This is a genomic window from Caulobacter sp. GW821-FHT05F04 (genome assembly GCF_059419665.1).
The window spans coordinates 1-17,954 of record NZ_JBWKSF010000002.1 but is presented as its reverse complement, the minus strand read 5'-3'; the positions used below and the strand labels follow the sequence as shown (position 1 = coordinate 17,954).

The 17,954-nt window shown below is 67.7% G+C and carries 14 protein-coding genes; 10 read left to right on the top strand and 4 right to left on the bottom strand.

From position 1 onward, the window contains the following. Nucleotides 1-84: 84 nt before the first annotated feature. From pseB to AC07R7_RS04425, 3 genes are all read left to right on the top strand, one after another. A complete protein-coding gene (gene pseB, locus AC07R7_RS04435) occupies nt 85-1,125 on the top strand; it encodes a UDP-N-acetylglucosamine 4,6-dehydratase (inverting) (RefSeq protein ID WP_492888252.1) in 1,041 nt (346 codons plus the stop codon). Continuing rightward, nucleotides 1,122-2,279, top strand: coding sequence for a UDP-4-amino-4,6-dideoxy-N-acetyl-beta-L-altrosamine transaminase (gene pseC, locus AC07R7_RS04430; protein ID WP_494634291.1), 1,158 nt, complete (start codon nt 1,122-1,124; stop codon nt 2,277-2,279). Before pseB ends, pseC begins: the two co-directional genes overlap by 4 nt. Before the next feature lie 236 nt (nt 2,280-2,515). Continuing rightward, complete coding sequence (locus tag AC07R7_RS04425) at nt 2,516-3,616, top strand: DUF5694 domain-containing protein (protein WP_494634290.1); 1,101 nt, start codon at nt 2,516-2,518, stop codon at nt 3,614-3,616. 28 nt (nt 3,617-3,644) lie between these two features. On the opposite strand, the gene AC07R7_RS04420 is transcribed toward AC07R7_RS04425, so the two are convergent. Further along, on the bottom strand, nt 3,645-5,345 hold the full coding sequence (locus AC07R7_RS04420; protein WP_492888255.1) for a hypothetical protein: 1,701 nt from the start codon (nt 5,343-5,345) through the stop codon (nt 3,645-3,647). A 221-nt stretch (nt 5,346-5,566) separates the two neighbouring features. Between AC07R7_RS04420 and chvI the strand changes: the two genes are divergently transcribed. The 5 genes from chvI to AC07R7_RS04395 all read left to right on the top strand — a co-directional run bounded on the left by chvI (nt 5,567) and on the right by AC07R7_RS04395 (nt 9,100). Beyond that, the gene (chvI, locus tag AC07R7_RS04415) at nt 5,567-6,286 is read left to right on the top strand and encodes a two-component response regulator ChvI (RefSeq protein WP_047412158.1); all 720 of its coding nucleotides are present in this window, start codon (nt 5,567-5,569) and stop codon (nt 6,284-6,286) included. Beyond that, the gene (gene chvG / locus AC07R7_RS04410; protein ID WP_492888256.1) at nt 6,261-7,877 is read left to right on the top strand and encodes a two-component sensor histidine kinase ChvG; all 1,617 of its coding nucleotides are present in this window, start codon (nt 6,261-6,263) and stop codon (nt 7,875-7,877) included. The genes chvI and chvG overlap by 26 nt, the downstream gene beginning before the upstream one ends. A 35-nt stretch (nt 7,878-7,912) precedes the next feature. Continuing rightward, nucleotides 7,913-8,344: an HPr kinase/phosphorylase gene (locus tag AC07R7_RS04405; RefSeq protein WP_494634844.1), complete on the top strand. Its 432-nt coding sequence runs from the start codon at nt 7,913-7,915 to the stop codon at nt 8,342-8,344. A 75-nt stretch (nt 8,345-8,419) separates the two neighbouring features. Next, nucleotides 8,420-8,827, top strand: coding sequence for a PTS sugar transporter subunit IIA (locus AC07R7_RS04400; protein ID WP_125154933.1), 408 nt, complete (start codon nt 8,420-8,422; stop codon nt 8,825-8,827). 3 nt (nt 8,828-8,830) lie between these two features. Then, the gene (locus AC07R7_RS04395) at nt 8,831-9,100 is read left to right on the top strand and encodes an HPr family phosphocarrier protein (protein ID WP_492888257.1); all 270 of its coding nucleotides are present in this window, start codon (nt 8,831-8,833) and stop codon (nt 9,098-9,100) included. 1,435 nt (nt 9,101-10,535) lie between these two features. Here the strand turns inward: AC07R7_RS04395 and AC07R7_RS04390 are convergent. The 3 genes from AC07R7_RS04390 to bioB form a co-directional block, all read right to left on the bottom strand. Next, nucleotides 10,536-11,423: a hypothetical protein gene (locus tag AC07R7_RS04390; protein ID WP_494634289.1), complete on the bottom strand. Its 888-nt coding sequence runs from the start codon at nt 11,421-11,423 to the stop codon at nt 10,536-10,538. Nucleotides 11,424-11,480: 57 nt separating this feature from the next. Continuing rightward, on the bottom strand, nt 11,481-12,422 hold the full coding sequence (locus AC07R7_RS04385; protein WP_494634288.1) for an IS1595 family transposase: 942 nt from the start codon (nt 12,420-12,422) through the stop codon (nt 11,481-11,483). A 639-nt stretch (nt 12,423-13,061) separates the two neighbouring features. Next, nucleotides 13,062-14,105, bottom strand: coding sequence for a biotin synthase BioB (gene bioB / locus AC07R7_RS04380; protein WP_494634287.1), 1,044 nt, complete (start codon nt 14,103-14,105; stop codon nt 13,062-13,064). Nucleotides 14,106-14,204: 99 nt separating this feature from the next. Here bioB and AC07R7_RS04375 point away from each other — a divergent pair, with 99 nt between their 5' ends. Together AC07R7_RS04375 and AC07R7_RS04370 are read left to right on the top strand one after the other, a co-directional pair. Next, nucleotides 14,205-15,686: a CYTH and CHAD domain-containing protein gene (locus AC07R7_RS04375; protein WP_494634286.1), complete on the top strand. Its 1,482-nt coding sequence runs from the start codon at nt 14,205-14,207 to the stop codon at nt 15,684-15,686. Nucleotides 15,687-15,798: 112 nt separating this feature from the next. Beyond that, on the top strand, nt 15,799-17,823 hold the full coding sequence (locus AC07R7_RS04370; protein ID WP_494634285.1) for a phytase: 2,025 nt from the start codon (nt 15,799-15,801) through the stop codon (nt 17,821-17,823). The last annotated feature ends 131 nt before the right edge of the window (nt 17,824-17,954 follow it).

The following is a 17,954-nucleotide window of genomic DNA, read 5'->3' as shown; positions in this document are numbered from 1 at the left end:
CGCACACAGGGGCGTTAACCACGATTCGTCGCCACGCCCGCTCTGGGCGCCTCTAGGGCGGACGAACGTCGCAGGAGGCAGTCCTTGGGCCGTTTTTCCCCCAAATCCCTCGATCTGGACGGCAAGGTGATCCTGGTCACCGGCGGCACCGGCTCGTTCGGCCGGCGCTTCATCGAGACCGTCCTGCGCCGCTACGCGCCGCGGAAGGTGATCATCTATTCCCGCGACGAATTGAAGCAGAGCGACATGCAGCTCGAAATGCGCGAGCAGTTCGACGAGGCCACCTACGGCAAGCTGCGGTTCTTCCTCGGCGACGTGCGTGACCGCGAGCGCCTGACCCTGGCCCTGCGCGGCGTCGACATCGTCATCCACGCCGCGGCCCTGAAGCAGGTGCCGGCGGCCGAATACAATCCGTCCGAGTGCATCCACACCAACATCATGGGCGCCGAGAACGTGGTCTGGGCCAGCCTGAACAACGCCGTCAAACAAGTCGTGGCCCTGTCGACCGACAAGGCCTGTAATCCGACCAACCTCTATGGCGCGACCAAGCTGGCCTCGGACAAGACCTTCGTGGCCGCCAACAACCTGTCGGGCGATATCGGCACCCGCTTCGCGGTTGTTCGCTATGGAAACGTGGTGGGGTCGCGCGGCAGCGTCGTGCCGCTGTATCGCCGCCTGCTGAGCCAGGGCGCGACCGAACTGCCGGTCACCGACCCGCGCATGACCCGCTTCTGGATCACCTTGAACGAGGGCGTCGACTTCGTGCTGTCGTCCCTGACCATGATGCGCGGCGGCGAGATCTTCGTGCCGAAGATCCCGTCCATGGCCATGCCCGACCTGGTCAAGGCCATGTCGCCGGACGCCGGCATGAAGGTGGTCGGCATCCGTCCCGGCGAAAAGCTGCACGAGATCATGATCAGCGCCGACGACGCCCGCGCCACCGTCGAGTTCGAGGATCGCTACGCCATCGAGCCCAACTTCGCCGAGTTCGGCCGCACGCCCTATTCGGAAGCCGACGGCGCCCGGCGCGTGGCCGAGGAGTTCTCATACAGCAGCGACAACAACCAGGACTGGCTGACGCCCCAGGGCCTGCTGGCCATGCTGGAGGAGAAGGCCGCGCGATGAGCGGCTTCCTCCCCTACGGCCGGCAGACGATCGAAGACGACGACGTCGCGGCCGTCGCGCAGGCCCTCCGCGGCGACTTCCTGACCACCGGCCCGACGGTCGAGGCCTTCGAGACCGCCTTCGCGAAAAAGGTCGGGGCCGAGCACGCCATCGCCGTCTCCAACGGCACGGCCACCCTGCATCTGGCGATGATGGCCCTAGGCGTCGGCGAGGGCGATGTCTGCGTGGCGCCGTCGATCACCTTTCTCGCCACCGCCAACTGCGCCCGCTACGTCGGAGCCGAGGTGGTGTTCGCCGATGTCGATCCCGACAGCGGCCTGATGACCCCGGACACCCTGGCCCGCGCCCTGAACGGCGCGCCTGGCAAGCGGGTCAAGGCGGTGCTGCCCGTCCATCTGCGCGGCGACGTCTGCGACCTGCCGGCTCTGAAGGCCATGGCCAGCGCCTCCGGCGCGGTGCTGGTCGAGGACGCGCCCCACGCCCTGGGTTCGGTCGGAACCTTCGGCGGAACCGCCCACCCGGTCGGCGACTGCGCCTTTTCCAGCTTCGCCAGCTTCTCGTTCCATCCGGTCAAGACGCTCGCCACCGGCGAGGGCGGCATGCTGACCACCAACGACGCGGCCCTGGCGGCCAAGGTCCGGCTGCTGCGCTCGCACGGCATGGTCCGCGAGCCCGGCGGCGATCCCTGGTGGTACGAAATGCCGGAGCTGGGCTTCAACTACCGCATCCCGGACGTGCTGTGCGCGCTTGGCCTGTCGCAGCTGAACAAGCTGGACCGCTTCGTGGCCCGGCGGCGCGAACTGACCGCGCTCTACGCCAAGCGGCTGGCCGAACGCGTCCCACGCGTGCGTCTGGCCGCGAGCCCAGCCCATTCGAACCCGGCCCTGCACCTGCTGACCGTGCTGATCGACTTCGAGGCCGAGGGCCTGTCGCGCCGCACGGTCGTCGACAGCCTGAAGGCCGGCGGCATCGGCACGCAGGTCCACTACATCCCGGTGCACCGTCAGCCCTACTATGTGAACCGCCAGGGTCTGGCCGACCTGCCCGGGGCCGACGCCTGGTACGCGCGCTGCCTGACCCTGCCGCTCTATCCGACCATGACCGACGGCGATGTCGAGCGGGTCGTGGACGCGCTGGCGGGGATCCTGGGGTAACCCTCGCTTGTCATCCCGGAAGCGCCTTAGGCGCTGTCCGGGACCTAGGGGGTGCGTGACCTCAGCGCCGGCCGCCCCTGGGTCCCGGCTCTACGCTTCGCTTCGGCCGGAATGACAAGATTTAGGTGTCCCCGCTCACCTGGGTGACCGGAGAGACGATCATTAAATAAAAGACAGGCGCCTCCGTTCGCCCTCCTCCGGGCCCCTAAGCTTAAGCAGCTATCCGAGGGGCCTCCATGTTTCGCACCGTTCGTGTTCTCGTCGCCGGCGTTGGGGCGTTGGCGGTCATCGCCGGCGCCGCCCAGGCGCAGGACTATATGCCCACCTTCCATCCCGAAACGCTGAAGGGCCCGCCCGCCGGCAAGGCCAACGAGGTGCTGGTGCTGGGCACGGCGCACCTGTCGGGCCTGCCCAAGACCTTCGACATGGCGCTGCTGGCGCCGCTGGTGGACCGCCTGACGGCCTGGAAGCCGACCGGCATCGCCACCGAGGACCTGTCGGGCCTGCAGTGCGACGCCCTGCGCCGCTACCCAGCCCGCTACGCCGAGACGGTGAAGAGCTATTGCTACGATCCGACCAAGGCGGGCCAGGCCGTCGGCCTCGACGCGCCCGCCGCCAACGCGGAGGCCGAGCGCCTGCTGGCCACCTGGCCGGCCCAGCCCACCGCGGCTCAGCGCCGGCGCCTGGCGGCGGTGTTCATGGCGGCGGGCGAGCGTAATTCGGCCCTAGTGCAGTGGCTGCGGTTGCCGGAGGCCGAGCGCCGGGCCGGCGACGGCCTGAACGACGAGCTGGCCGCCTATCTGGAGTCCTTCAAGGTCCGCCGCAACGAGTCCACCCTGATCGCCGCGGTGGTGGCCGCGCGCCTGGGCCATGAGCGCGTGTGGAGCGTCGACGACCACTCGGCCGACACGCCCGACAGTCCCGACCCGGCCGAATCCAAGGCCTTCGAGACCGCGATCCGGGCGGCCTGGGACAACCCTGTCAGCCACGCCCGCCGGGCCGAAAGCCAGCGCCTGGAGGCCGACCTCGACAAGCCGGACGGCGTGCTGAACCTCTACCGGGCCTACAACAGCGCCAACGCCCAGCTGATGGCCTTCAGGGGCGACTTCGGCGCGGCGTTCGTCGAGCCGTCGCCCCAGGGCTTCGGCCGGCGGTATCTCGGCTACTGGGAGACCCGCAACCTGCGCATGGTCGGCAATATCCGCGACGTACTGGGCCAGCACCCGGGCATGCGGATGCTCGCCATCGTCGGCGCGTCGCACAAGGGTTACTACGAGGCCTATCTGAACCAGATGCACGACGTCCGGCTGGTCAGCGCGGACGCGGTGCTGCGGTGAGGCGGCTAGCTCCGGTGGCAAGCGCCCCCTAAGCCGCCTGCCCCAGCAGGGTCTTCAGCAGATCCATGGTCTGCGGCGAGCCCTGGAGCTGTTCGCGCGAGGTCGGATCGCGGGCCAGTTTCAGAGCCTCGACCCGGGCCTTGTCGGCGACCGGGCCGGTGGGACCGGCCTCGCCGAGAGCCAGCTTGGCCAGCAGCTGCAGACGGTGCGGCAGCGGCGCGGGGGCGCGGACCAGCATGGTCAGCAGGCGCGAGTCGGCCTCGATCAGCGCGCCGATCTCGCCCAGCTTGACGCACAGCGGCTCGAAGTCCTCGCGCACCAGGCCCGAGCGGACCAGCTGGCGCTGGAGGCCGGCCAGGTTGCCGAGCTTGGCGACCGGCGAGTCCGGCCCCGCGCGCAGTTCCTTCTCGAAGCGCATGGCGCTGATATTGGCGTTCAGCCAACGGGCGGCGTTGCGCTTGTTGACCGCGCCCATGACGTTCTCGGCCAGGCGGATCAGCATCTTGATCTCTTCATAGGCCGAACGGTCTCGACCCAGCAGCGCCTCGATGAAGTCGCCGTTCAACAGGGTCTTGGAGCGGGTCGTGAAGGCGTTCTGGATGTCCTCGGCCTGGAGGATGCGGCCAGCGGCGGCCGTCAGGCTCATGGCCAAGGCGCGCAGATATTCGATCTCGGCCTCGGCGTCCGTGGGCTTGAGGCGGCGAACGCCGTTCAGCTCGGTCAGCACGCGTTCGGCGATGGCCTTGCGCACGGAGGGGAAGTTATCGCCGGCCAGCCATTCGCCCAGGCGCCGGGCCGTGCCCGACAGCTCCGGCATGCAGCCGCGGACGCTGGCTTCGATCTTGATCAGGGCCTCGACGGCGACGCCGCCGGTCAGCCGGGTCATGGCCGCCAGGGTGACGCCCAGATCCTCGTTGGTGGTGTCCAGCAGGTCGGCCATGCCGGCGCGCGAGCCGATGATCTCGGCCAGCGGCTGCTCGATGGCCTGCAGCGCCGCGAAGCGGGCGCGCGGCTCCTCCGGGGCGGCGTCGGCCAGGTCCAGCAGACGGGCGATCTTGGCCGACCAGCTGACGGCCGGGGCGATCGAGGCGGCGACGCCGGCCCCCAGCAGGAAGGCGCGGTCCGGGTCGGCGACCAGGCGCTCGGCGGCCCTGGCGAAGCCTTCCTTGTCGAGGTCCGGCAGGGCTCCCTTCTTGAAGGCCTTCATCAGGTTGGCGACGGTGCGCTCGACCAGGCCCTGGAAGTGGCGGATGACCTCGTGCACGGACTGGCCGCGCGCCTCGGCTTCCGGAATGGCGATCTTCTGCAGCGCGTGCTGCAGGTCGGTGCCGGACGCCTCGAGCTTCTCGACGAGATCGGGGCGGTGGAGCAGTTCGAACGGCGTGGCCTTGTGCCGGGCCAGCCAGCCTTCCAGCAGGCGGCCGATGCGGTCGCGGGCGTGGGCGGTGTAGAGGTCGGCCGGCTGCACGCAGAGGGGGTCGCGGTCCTCGACCTCCTTCTTGGGCTTGCCGCCGTCGACCAGCCCCTTGGTGAAGATGGCGATCGACTTGTATTCGCCGGTGGCCTCGTCGAGCGTTTCCTTGCTGACGCGCACGGCGACGGCGCGGTTCTGGACCAGCACGTCCTCGGCGACCTGCAGCGCGTGCGCACGGTTCTCCGAGGCGATCTCCAGCGTCCACTGGGCCCCGACTTTCCGCCGGACAAACAACTCGTAATGGACTTGGCTCATGCCCGCCCCGCTTCAGGAGGCCTCACTATGGGCTTTCAGACCTTAAGGTGAGGTTGAGGGAACCCGCGCCCGACGGCCGCCAGCGCCGCAATCGCGCCTTTCTGGAGCCGCAAAGGCCAGGAAGAAGCAGGGAAAGCTTTACCGCGCCACGCGTTGAAGCCAGGACGTTCGACCGATAGGATCGGCCGAAGCAAGATAAGGCTAAGGACAAGAACGATCAGATGGCCGCCATTACGCTCATTGACGACGACGAGAACATCGTCGCATCGGTCTCGCTGGCCCTGGAAAGCCACGGTCACGCGGTGAAGGCCTATTACGACGGAGCCTCGGGTCTCGAGGCCGTCGAGGCCAGCCCGCCCGATCTTGTCATTCTCGACGTCAAGATGCCGCGCATGGACGGCATGGAGGTGCTGCGGCGCCTGCGCCAGACGTCCGAGATCCCGGTGATCATGCTGACCTCGAAGGATGACGAGATCGACGAGATCCTCGGCTTCAACCTCGGCGCCGACGACTACATGCACAAGCCGTTCAGCCAGCGCCTGCTGCTGGAGCGGGTCAAGGCCGTGCTGCGCCGCGCCCGTCCGGACGACGAGGACCTGGCGCCGATGGCCGGCTCGGCCGCGGCGGCGGCGGGCTCCAAGGTCATGAAGCGCGGCAAGCTGACCCTCGATCCGGCCCGCCACGACAGCCTGTGGGACGGCCGGCCGGTGCGCCTGACCGTCACCGAATTCCTGCTGCTGCAGGCCCTGGCCCAGCGCCCGGGCTTCGTGAAGAGCCGCGACAACCTGATGGACGCCGCCTACGACGATCAGGTCTATGTCGACGACCGCACGATCGACAGCCACATCAAGCGCATGCGCAAGAAGTTCCGTCAGGTCGATCCCGAGTTCGACTCCATCGAGACCCTGTACGGCGTTGGCTACCGTTACCGCGAGTCCTGAGGCCGAGAGCCTCGAGGCCCCCAAGGCCAGGCGACGCTTCGTCTGGCCGCGCGGGTCCAGGCTCGGCCGGCTGATCATCGTCCTGAACGTGCTGGCCCTGGCGATTGTCGTCGTCGGGGCCCTGGTGCTGAACGAACTGCGCAGCGGCCTGATCGCCGCCCGCATCGACAGCCTGACCACCCAGGGCGAGCTGATCGCCAACGTCATCGACCAGACCGCCACGGTCGGCGAACCCGAGCCGGCGCTCGACCCCTATGTCGCCAGCCAGCTGCTGCAGGTGCTGTTCATCCCGCGCAACCAGCGGGCCCGGCTGTTCGACGCCCACGGCAAGACGCTGGCCGACTCGTTCGTGGTCGCCGACCGCGTCGACTGGAAGGTGCTGCCGCCCGCTCGCAAGCCGGGCGACAAGGACGCGCCGCCGCACCTGACCCCCGCCGCCCAGGCCCGCGCGGAGAAGGCCCGCAAGGCGCTGGCCAACGAGATCACCCAGGCCATGAAGGGCCGGCCGGTGGCCGGGACCCGCGTGGCCGAGGACGGCGAGCGGGTGGTGTCGGTGTCGATCCCGATCCAGCATGTCCGCGCCGTGCTGGGGGTCCTGACCCTGGAGGCCGGCGACGTCGACGAGATCATCTCGGCCGAGCGCAAGGCCCTGCTGCCGTTCATCATCGTGGCCATGGTCGCGATCGTGATGTCCAGCGTGATGCTGCACCGCCTGATCGCCGTGCCGGTGCTGCGCCTGGCCCGGGCCGCCGACCATGTGCGCCTGCAAGGCGCGCGCGCCATCTCCCTGCCCGACCTGTCCGAGCGCCGCGACGAACTGGGCGACCTGTCGCGCTCGCTGGAGGACATGACCCACTCGCTGTCCGAGCGTATGGACGCCATCGAGCGCTTCGCCGCCGACGTGGCCCACGAGATCAAGAACCCCCTGACCTCGATCCGCTCGGCCATCGAGACCCTGGACCTGGTCACCGACCCCGCCGCCCGGGCGCGGCTGCTGGCCATCCTGCAGAACGACGTCAACCGCCTGGACCGCCTGGTCACCGACATCTCCAACGCCTCGCGCCTGGACGCGGAGCTGTCGCGCGAGCATCCCAAGGCGATCGACCTGTCCAAGCTGCTGGCCGAGGTCGCCAGCCTGTACGAGACCCAGCTGCGCGCCGGCCCGGCGCCGGGCAGCGTGCGGGTGCGGTTCGAGGCCGACCTCTCCCGCCCGATCCTGGTGCTGGCCCGCGAAACGCCGATCGGCCAAGTGTTCCGCAACCTGATCGACAACGCCCGCTCGTTCAGCCCGGACGACGGCGAGGTGCGGATCTCCCTGATCCGGCCGCGCGGCAAGTCGACCGTGGCCGTGATCGTCGACGACGACGGCCCCGGCATGCCGCCCGACAATCTGGAGACCATCTTCGAGCGCTTCTACACCTCACGCCCCAAGGGCCGGGCGTTCGGCGGCAATTCGGGCCTGGGCCTGTCGATCGCCCGTCAGATCGTCGAGGCGCACGGCGGCCAGATCCACGCCGAGAACCGCAAGGACGAAGCCGGGGCGGTGATCGGCGCCCGTTTCGTGGTCGAGCTGCCGGAAGTCCGGGAGTGATTCGGCCGGAGACCCCGCCGGGCGCGCCGTCCGAGATCCGTCACGCCGGCCTGATCGCCCGGCGCCAGGGCGGCCTGTGGCGCGGCGCCCTGATCGAGGGGCCGTCGGGCGTCGGCAAGAGCGACCTGGCCTTGCGCGCCCTCGACGCCGGCTTCCGGCTGGTCGCCGACGACCGGGTCGTGGTCTTCACCGCCAACGGGCGCCTCTACGGCAAGGCGCCGGAAACCCTGGCGGGCCTCATCGAGGTGCGGGGCCTGGGCGTGCTCGACGCCGGCGCCCTGCCCTTCTGCGAAGTGGCGCTGGTCATCCGCTGCGTCGCCGACCCCGCCGCCGTCGAGCGCCTGCCCGATCCGCGCACCGAGACGATCACGGGCGTTTCCGTTCCCGTTTTCGACCTGTGGCCGCGAGAACCCGCCGCCCCGGCGAAAATAAGACGCATGATGCAGTCTCTTGGAGTCGCCTCCTAACGAGCGTATCAAGGCCGCCCGCGCGACGCTCTCCCGGTCGCCACGGGAATGGGGATCCCTGTTGAGATACAAGGCATGATCGGGCTCGTGATCGTGACGCACGGGCGTCTGGCGGAAGAGTTCATCTCCGCCATGGAGCATGTGGTCGGGCCGCAGGCCGCCGTGAAGGCGATCTGCATCGGCCCCGAAGACGACATGGAACGCCGCCGTTCCGACATTCTGAAGGCCTGCGCCGAGGTCGACACCGATGGCGACGGCGTCATCCTGCTGACCGACATGTTCGGCGGCACGCCCAGCAACCTGGCCATCTCGGTCATGGAGCAGACCAAGGCCGAGGTCATCGCCGGCCTGAACCTGCCCATGCTGATCAAGCTGGCCAGCGTGCGCCAGCGCGAGACCCTGCAGGCCTGCGTCGCCCACGCCCAAGAGGCTGGACGCAAGTATATCTCCGTGGCCTCCTACGTGCTCGCGGGGGAAAAGTAGGGAATGACGTCAAGAACGGTCGAGATCGTCAATGAGCGCGGCCTGCACGCCCGCGCCTCGGCCAAGTTCGTGAAGATGGCGTCCGGCTTCGACGCCGAGGTGACCGTCAGCCGCGACGGCGCGTCCGTCGACGCCCGGTCCATCATGGGCCTGATGATGCTGGCCGCCGGCATCGGCTCGACCATCGACATCAGCGCGGAAGGCCCCGAGGCCGGGCCGGCGGTGGAAGCGCTGTGCGAACTGGTGGCGAACCGGTTCGACGAGGAGCGGTAGGGGGCGCGGGGCCTGCCGTGAGGCGGGCGTTCGGGATGACCGCTAAGGGTGGAGGCTGTGTAAAAACGTCGGAGCGGGCATTTCTCAGTAGAAAATATTCTGCTGTTTAGCCCAAACGGGTTGAGCCTTTCGAGATCGGATGGAAACTCATCCATAGGCGAAAGAAAATGCCCGCAAAATTTTCAGCGCGGGTGTTTTCACACAGCCTCGGTGGAAAGCCGCCGCCGGCGTGGCGGCCTAGCTCGGAAACACTCGATCGCGCGTAGGCCGCCAGCGCAAGCGACTTAACCGCAAGAGATCAACCCCGCATTTGCAAAAGCACACAACCTATGGTGAGTTTCAGGCGGGGCACTTCCGCCCGTTGAGGAGACTACGTATGAAGCGCTTCGTTCGAGCCTCGCTGATAGTCGCTCTGGCCATTTCCTCTATCCCCGCGGTTTCGACCGCGCTTCCCCGTTTTTACCGGGAGACGATCTACTATGAGTATCTATATGAGGCGTCACCGGAGCATTCTCCCTCGACTGGGGAGCGAGTAGAAGTGGGATGGGATCGCTACTATTGCGACGGGACTGTGAGGTCGTTCGGACAGCGGTCCGGCTATTCCGAGGACTCTGTGTTCGGCACTTGCGACTGAATTCGTCCGCCGGGCCCGTCGTCAGAGACGGCGGGCCTAAACTGTAATCGGGCGGGCGAGGCTGATGAACTGCAGCCCTAAACCGCGATGAGTCGCGGGCGGCCATTCGCGGGCACTAACTGCGGCTCGGGGCTTCCCGTCCCGAAGCGGACCACTATGGCGTCAGCTAAGGGTCGATTGTGTTGAAAAGTCGATCCCACGATTTCACAGGCTCATTTTCAGCACGAATAATGCCGGTCGATCCAGTTTTCTGAACGGTTCAATCTGCGGCGTGAGCGTTCACGCACAGATACGCCTCGTCCGCTAAGCCCGGCGGACTTTTTCAACACAATCGGTCGAAAGCCGGCCTTGGTCGGGGCGATCCTTAGATCTCTTGGAGGCTGCAGCGTGCAGGGCTGATCAGGTCAGTCAAGGCTCGCCTCCGGCGACCGCGCGCGGCGACGCGGAGCGTCGGCCTTGAGTGACCTGGACAGCCCTGCGATCGTCTCGCCGTGAGATGTAAGGGGGGCGCTCTTCCGGGGCGGAAGGCGTCTTGGACGGGAAGAGGTCGCGCATCGAAAACCCTCTCTCATGAAGAGAGGGAGGGGCCCGCGCCGCAGGCGTGGGAGGGTGAGTGGGTAGGCGAAACCCGTGGACGATCTTGGCTCCGCTGCGAGCGATGTGCCGGCACGCCGGCCCCGGGTGTAACCACTCACCCTCCCATCGCGGCGCGATGGGCCTCTCCCTCTCTCTAAGAGGGGAGTTATATACTTGGCAAAGCAAGCCGAAACGGCCGATGATTCGAGCGGGGGGCCTTTCTCTCTAGGTGGCTCGCCTTCTGAGGAGGAGGGCCGTCTCCGTTTCCAAAAACTCGATGATCTTGAGAACGGCGCTCCGCGCCATGATGAGAAAGTCTACGACGGGCGTTCCTGCGAGCTCTTCGGGATCGCCAAACGCTACTCTAATGGCGAGCTCCAAATTGTAATCCGCTGTCGCTCCGGCCGGCAGGCGTATGATTGTGATCTCGTCATTTGCCGGAGCTTTGAGATTGAAGGCGATCCGCCCTCCGACTGGACCAGCCGCAATCGACCCATTCAGCTTCAAAGCGGCAATCGAGACCAGTGGCACAAGCAAACGCCTGTGGTCTTTGACGTTCCTCAGCTTGTTGAGTCGCCAGAGGGTTTCATCCCCTCCTGGGTACGGATTGAGCCCGTAAAGCAGCGTTTTGATGTCCGGTGGGACGTGAGCGCAGCGCTTATCAATCTCGGCTATGTAGGCGGCGGGATCATCGCCGAATGCGAAGGCCGTACGAGTGTATTTGGCTCGAGAACCTGTGGCGACAGAGGCGGCGTAAACTGCGTGATCGAGAGCGGCTCGCAATTCCGTAACGATGTTGAAAGCGCGAACGCACACGAGCGGCGGAATGGAAATTCGGTATTTAACCTTGTGGACCTGCTCGCCGGTATCCGCATCCGTATCGATGACGCGCTCCCATTCCCCGTCATATGGGATGCGCGAAATTCGCTGGGTGACTTCCTGAATGTGATCGTCTGCGCTAGCGAGGAGATGGCGGGGGCTGCTAAACGTAATTCCCATGACCAGCGAACCTAAAGAGGAAGCAGCAGCCGCGTTCGAGCGAACGCTGCTGAAATTGGTGAATACGCCGCCGACCCCGCACAAAAAAAAGAATCGGGCTGCTCCGTCGTCCAAAGCCCCTAAGTCGTCGTAGTCGACTTGCGCAGGCGTTGGAGGCGTTTTGCCTTCTGTTTACGTGTACGCGCCTTGATTAGAACTCCTGTAAGTCAGGCGCTTACCACCGATCATGCGAAGAGCCTCGTCGGTACGCATGGCGTCATTCACGCCTAGCGCCGAACGATTCGAATAGCGGAAGTCGAACTCGGACAGGTAGCGCGACAGGTGCGCTTCCGAGACGTGGTGATAGATGCCGTTGATCCCGCGCTTAAGGATCGAGAAGAAGCCCTCAATCGTGTTCGTGTACACGTCGCCGCGCACGTACTCTTCGATACCGTGGTTGACCGTCTCATAGCGTGCGTACTCGGGTCCGATGATACGGTATTGGCCCGCGTCGTCGGTCATGAGCGCGGTCTCGCGGCGAACGTGCTGGGTGATAATCGGACGCAGCGTCTTGGCGTTGACGGCTGGGACGTGGAACGAGCGAACGCGGCCTTGGCGCTCGACCAGGGAGAAGCAGATTTGCTTACCCACGGCGCCGATGTTCTTCGGATTGCGCTTGGAGAGGCGCTTGTTCTTCTCCTTGCCGCCGATGACGGTCTCGTCGACTTCGACGATCTTGCCTTCGCCGCCCATCGGAGCGGGCGCGTAACGTTCGGTCATGGCCTCGCGGATGCGGTGGCACATGAACCAAGCGGTTTTGTAGGTCACGCCGAGCGTGCGGCCGATCTGGTGAGCCGAAACGCCCTTCTTGCTGGACGACATGAGGTAGGTCGCCAGCAGCCACTTGTTGAGCGGGATCTTTGACTTCTCGAACACGGTCTTGACCGTGACCGTGAACTGCTCGCGGCAAGCGTTGCACTGATAGAGGCCGGGACGGTGAGCCTTGCCCTTGAGGCCGGTAGCGTCATCCACCACGCCGCAATGCGGGCAGATCGGACCTTGCGGCCAGCGGAGCGCTTCGAGATGCTCACGGGCTTTATCGGCGTCTTGGAAGATCGGCGAGGTCAGATTCATAGCGGCGGCTCCTGACAGCTAACCTAGCCGTCAGGTCTGCTTTGTCAAGTATATAACCCCCCTCTAAGAGAGAGGGGATTGAGGGCGCTCTGTCCCCGGCGTTCGCGGCGTCGAACCCCACGAAATCAATGACTTGTCGATTTTTCGCGCCCCTGGATCATCGGCGTCGAATCCGCCGCGATACTCAATGCGTCCCCGTCGCGGGGGAGGGCGTTTGGATCCGGCCCAAAACGGCGGCGGGGATAGGTTGAGCGGGGCCGCTGGCGGCTCCCGAGCGGCGCTATCACGCCACGTCGCTTACTCTTTAGGAGCGCACGCGGGTGACGGAGCCGTCCGGGGTTCAAGCCGACAGCGGAGCGACAGGGCGGTGATCGTACAAGCCGCCTATCGTGGATCGTCGGGGTCGAGACGGATGTAGCCGATCGACTTGGTCCGCGCCCGTCCGGGGGCTAGTGGGGTCCCGAGCTGAAAGACGCTCACGCCCCCCATCCTCACGGGCAAGAACAGCCTGGCGGAGCGGTCAAGCGAGCCGAAACACACAAACCCCACGGTCTCCGGGTTCGCCCGGCCGCTCCGTCGCCTCCCCATACGCCTTCAGCGGCCGCGCCGCGTGAAGCCGCCAAGCCGTGCCCGCGCGCCCTACTCCGCCGCGACGATCTCGTGATCGTGGTGATGCGCCTCGACCCGCACCGCGCCGCCCATCGGCCGCAGGTCCAGGTCCTGGAACAGCTGGCTGTCCTCGTCCTGGCCCGGCAGCGGCGTGGTCAGCAGCTTGCCGCCGACGAAGATCGAGTTGGCGCCGGCCAGGAAGCACAGGGCCTGCAGTTCGCGGCTCATGCCCTCGCGGCCGGCCGACAGGCGGACCATCGACTTGGGACAGACGATGCGGGCGACGGCGATGGTGCGGACGAACTCGATGGCGTCGATGGTCTTGCCCTCAGCCAGCACCTTGTCGCCGAGCGGCGTGCCGCTGACCGGCACCAGGCCGTTGATCGGCAGGCTGTCGGGATGAGCCGGCAGGGTGGCCAGCTGGTGCAGCAGGCCGGCGCGGTCGCGGCGCTGCTCGCCCATGCCGACGATGCCGCCGCAGCAGGTGCTCATGCCAGCGTCGCGGACGTGGGCCAGGGTGTCGAGGCGCTCCTGATAGGTGCGCGTGGTGACGACGTCCTTGTAGTAGTCCGGACCGGTGTCGAGGTTGTGATTGTAGTAGTCGAGGCCCGCGTCCTTCAGGGCCTTGGCCTGGTCGGCGGTCAGCATGCCCAGGGTGGCGCAGGTCTCCAGGCCGAGCGCCTTCACCTCGCCGATCATTTCGGTCAGCTTGGGCAGGTCGCGGTCCTTCAGCTCGCGCCAGGCCGCGCCCATGCAAAAGCGCTGGGCGCCGCCGTCGCGGGCGGCGCGGGCCTTGGCCACCACGTCGTCGGCGGCCATCAGCTTCTCGGCCTTGAGCCCGGTCTTGAAGTGGGCCGACTGGCTGCAATAGCCGCAGTTCTCGGCGCAGCCGCCGGTCTTGACCGACAGCAGCTGCGACAGCTGCATCTCGGAGGGATCGAAGTGGGCGCGGTGGACGGTCGCGGCGTCGAACACCAACTCCATGAAGGGCCGTTCGAACAGCGCCTCCACCTCGGCGAGGGTCCAGTCGTGGCGAGCCGGCGGGGAGACGGGCGAAGCGTTGATCTTACTCATGGCGCGCAGGTTTGAACCGCTCCATGACGCTTGGCAAGACGTCGGCGAGGCGGCATAGCGCTAGGGGAGCCGAAGGGCCGCGCGGGAGTTGGTCAGGTCATGGATCGCGAGATCGAACTGAAATTCCTGATCCCACCCGAGGCGGCGCCGGAGGCCCTGGCCCAGTTGAAGGGCGAGGGCGAGGTGCGCCAGCTGGACGCCACCTATTTCGACACCCCCGGCCATGCGCTGCGCAAGGCGGGCTTCGGCCTGCGGGTGCGCGATGGCGAGGGCGGCCGCAAGCAGACCCTGAAATCGGCCTCGGCCGGCGGCGTGTTCTCGCGCGGCGAATGGGAAGAGAGGATCGCCGGCCCCGATCCCGACCCCGACGCCCTGTCCCGCACCCCGGCCGCGGCCATGCTGGTCGGCCAGACCCTGGCGCCGGTGTTCACCACCCGCGTCCAGCGCACCGTACGGCTGGTCGAGGTGGGCGACGCGGTGATCGAGGCGGCCCTCGACCAGGGCGAGCTCCTCGCCGGCGGTCGTCAGGCCCCGGTCTGCGAGCTGGAGCTGGAGCTGAAGAGCGGCCCGGCCAGCGCCTTGTTCGACCTGGCGCGCGAGGTCGCCCGCCACGCGCCCTTGCGGCTGTCGTTGGTCAGCAAGGCCGAGCGCGGCTACGGCCTGGCCGCCGGCGACGAGGGCGGCTTGCCTCGTCGGCAGGCCGCGGCGCTGGACCACCACGCCACCGTCGGCGAGACGCTGCAGGCCTTGGGCCACGCGGATCTGGGCCATCTCTGTTCGGCGCTGGAATCGCTGCGCGAGCGGCCGGAGCCGGAGGGCGTGCACCAGGCCCGCGTCGCCACCCGCCGGCTGCGGGCGCTGCTGAAGATCTTCAAGCCGCTGGCTCAGGACGCCGCCGCCCAGAGGCTCGACGAAGGCCTGCACTGGCTGGCGGCCGAGTTCGACACGGCGCGCGACCTCGACGTCTTCATCGGCGACGTCTGGGACGAAGGCGGTCGCCGCGCCAGCTTCGCCGGTCGCGACGACTTCGAACGGGCGCTGAACGCCGCCCGCGCCAGCGCCTATCTGCGCATGGAGGCCGCGGTGGCCAGCGCCCGGGCGCGCGAGGTGCTGCTGGAGGCCGCGGCCTGGCTCGAGACCGGCGCCTGGACGCGCGATCCGGACCTGGCCGAGGTGCGCGACGGCCGCGCCGACGCCTTCGCCGCGCGGGTGCTGGATCATCGCTTCAAGCAGGTCCGAACCCGCGCCAAGCACTTCGACGACCTCGACGCCCGGGCGCGGCATCGCCTGCGGCTGAAGGGCAAGACCCTGCGCTACGCGGCCGAGGATCTCGCCCCGCTGTTCCCGCACCATCCTCATCGGGTCGAGCGGTTCCTGGAGGCCGCGCGGGCGGTGCAGGACACCTTGGGCGCGCTCAACGATCGCAACGTCCGCGAGACCCTGGTCGAGACGGCCACTCAGGGCGACGCGGACCAGGCCCGCGCCGTCGCGCGCGTGGCCCTCGCCGACGACGAGGACGACCTCGTCGACGCGGCCCGCGAGGCGCTGAAGACGCTTCGGGAGGCCAAGCGGTTCTGGTGAGGCGAATCGGCGGCAATCTTGCTCCCCGTCTCACGCGGCTGTCATCGACGCGCGGTATGCGGACGAAACGGGGGTCGGGGCGACAGGCCGCCGAGCACGAGGGGCCCAAGCCATGAACCGTCTGAGACTCACCGCCAGCCTGCTGGCCCTGATGACCGCGGCGCCGGCCCTGGCTCAGACCTCTCCTGGCGTCGGCGTCATCGGCGCCACGGCTCCAACCGCCCAGGGCGGCGCCAACGCCGTGGCGCTGCTGCGCGACCCGAAGGATCCGACGCGCAGCGTGATCGCCGCCTCGGCCAAGCTGGGCGGGCTCGAGCTCTATGGCCTGGACGGCCAGCGCATCGCGGCCATCCCGGGCGGCGAGGTCTATGCGGTCGACACCCGTGACGGCGGCCTGCGCGCCCTGCTGGCCGTGCTGGACCGCCAGGCCGGCCGCCTGCGGCTGTTCGGCCGCGATCACGCCAGCGGCGAGACCACGGCGATCGACGCCCGCCCGCTGCTGCTGGGCTATTCGGGCGAAGGCCTCTGCCTGCATCGCAGCGTCCGCGACGGCGCGCTCTACGCGTTCACCATGGGGCGCGAAGGGCAGCTTGATCAGTGGCTGCTCTACCCTACCGCCGACGGCAGGGTCGACGGTCGCGTCGTCCGCACCCTGCGCCTGTCGTCGGAAGCCAAGTTCTGCGTCGCCGATGACGCCAGCGGCGCGCTCTATGTCGCCCAGAAGGCCGTCGGCGTCTGGCGCTACGACGCCGATCCCGAGGCCGAGCCGGTTCCGGTCATCGTCGACATCAATCGCCTGGGCCACATCGCCGGCGAGGTGGGTGGCCTGGCGGTGATCAACGGCGGCAAGGGCGCGGATTATCTGGTCGCGGTCAATGCCGACGCTGGCGACTACAACGTCTATGACCGGAGCGCGGGCGACCGCTTCCTCGGCGCCTTCAAGGTCCAGGCGAACGGGACGGCGGCGATCGAGGGGCCTTCGGGCTTGTTCGGCGTTCGCGCGCCCGTCGGCCCAGGCCTGCCGGCCGGCGCGCTGCTAATCGCCGACGACCGCAAAGCCGGCGCCAACAGCAAGATCCTGTCGTGGCGGGACATCGCCTCGGCGCTGAACCTGTCGCTCGGCCAGGATGCGCCGGCGGTTGAGCCCGGCAAGACAGCGCTCGTCCAGGCGACCATGGAGACCGAGCCGGTCGGCCATGACGGCGACGCCGCCGACGATCCGGCGATCTGGGTCCACCCGACCGATCCGTCCCGAAGCGCGATCATCGCCACCGACAAGAAGGGCGGCCTGCTGGTCTACGACCTGTCGGGCAAGCGGCTGCAATATCTGGCCGACGGCAAGATGAACAATGTCGACCTGCACGGCGGCTTCAAGTTGGGCGGCAAGACCGTGACCCTGGTCGCGGCCAGCGACCGGACCCACAAGGCCATCGCGCTCTACACGATCGATCCCGAGACCCGACTGCTGACCAGTGTCGCCGACGGCGTCCAGGCCACCGGTCTCTCGGATCCCTATGGCCTGTGCATGTATCGCGACCGCAGAGGCGGGACCTTCGTCTTCATCAGCGATCCCGACGGCCTGGTGCGCCAGTGGAAGCTGACCGCCACCCCAGCCGGCAAGGTCGCCGCCCAGGCCGTGCGCGACCTCAGGTTCGCCACCCAGACCGAAGGCTGCGTCACCGACGACGAGACCGGGGCGCTCTACGTCGCCGAGGAAGACGTCGCCCTCTGGAAGCTGGGCGCCGACGCCAAGGCCGGCCAGACCCGGAAAGCCGTCATCAGGGTGGCCGACAACCCGGCCTTGAAGGACGACCTCGAAGGCGTCGGCCTCTACGCCCAGGCCGGCGGCAAAGGTTATCTGGTCGTCTCCAGCCAGGGCAATAACAGCTACGCCGTATTCCGCCGCGAGGGCGACAACGCCTATGTCGGCAGCTTCGCGGTGACCGCCAATGGCGACAACGGCGTCGACGGCATCTCGGAGACCGACGGCCTGGATGTGACCAGCGCCTCGCTCGGCGCGGGCCTGGAGACCGGCGCCTTCGTCGCCCAGGACGGCCGCAACATCTCGCCCCCCGAGCACCAGAACTTCAAGCTCACGCCATGGTCGGCGATCGCGGCGAAGCTGAAACTTGAGTGAGACGGCGCCCAGAAACGAAAAAAGCCGCCCGAAGGCGGCTGTTTCACGAAAGACCCTTGGGTGCGGGGACAGGATTTGAACCTGTGACCTTCAGGTTATGAGCCTGACGAGCTACCGGGCTGCTCCACCCC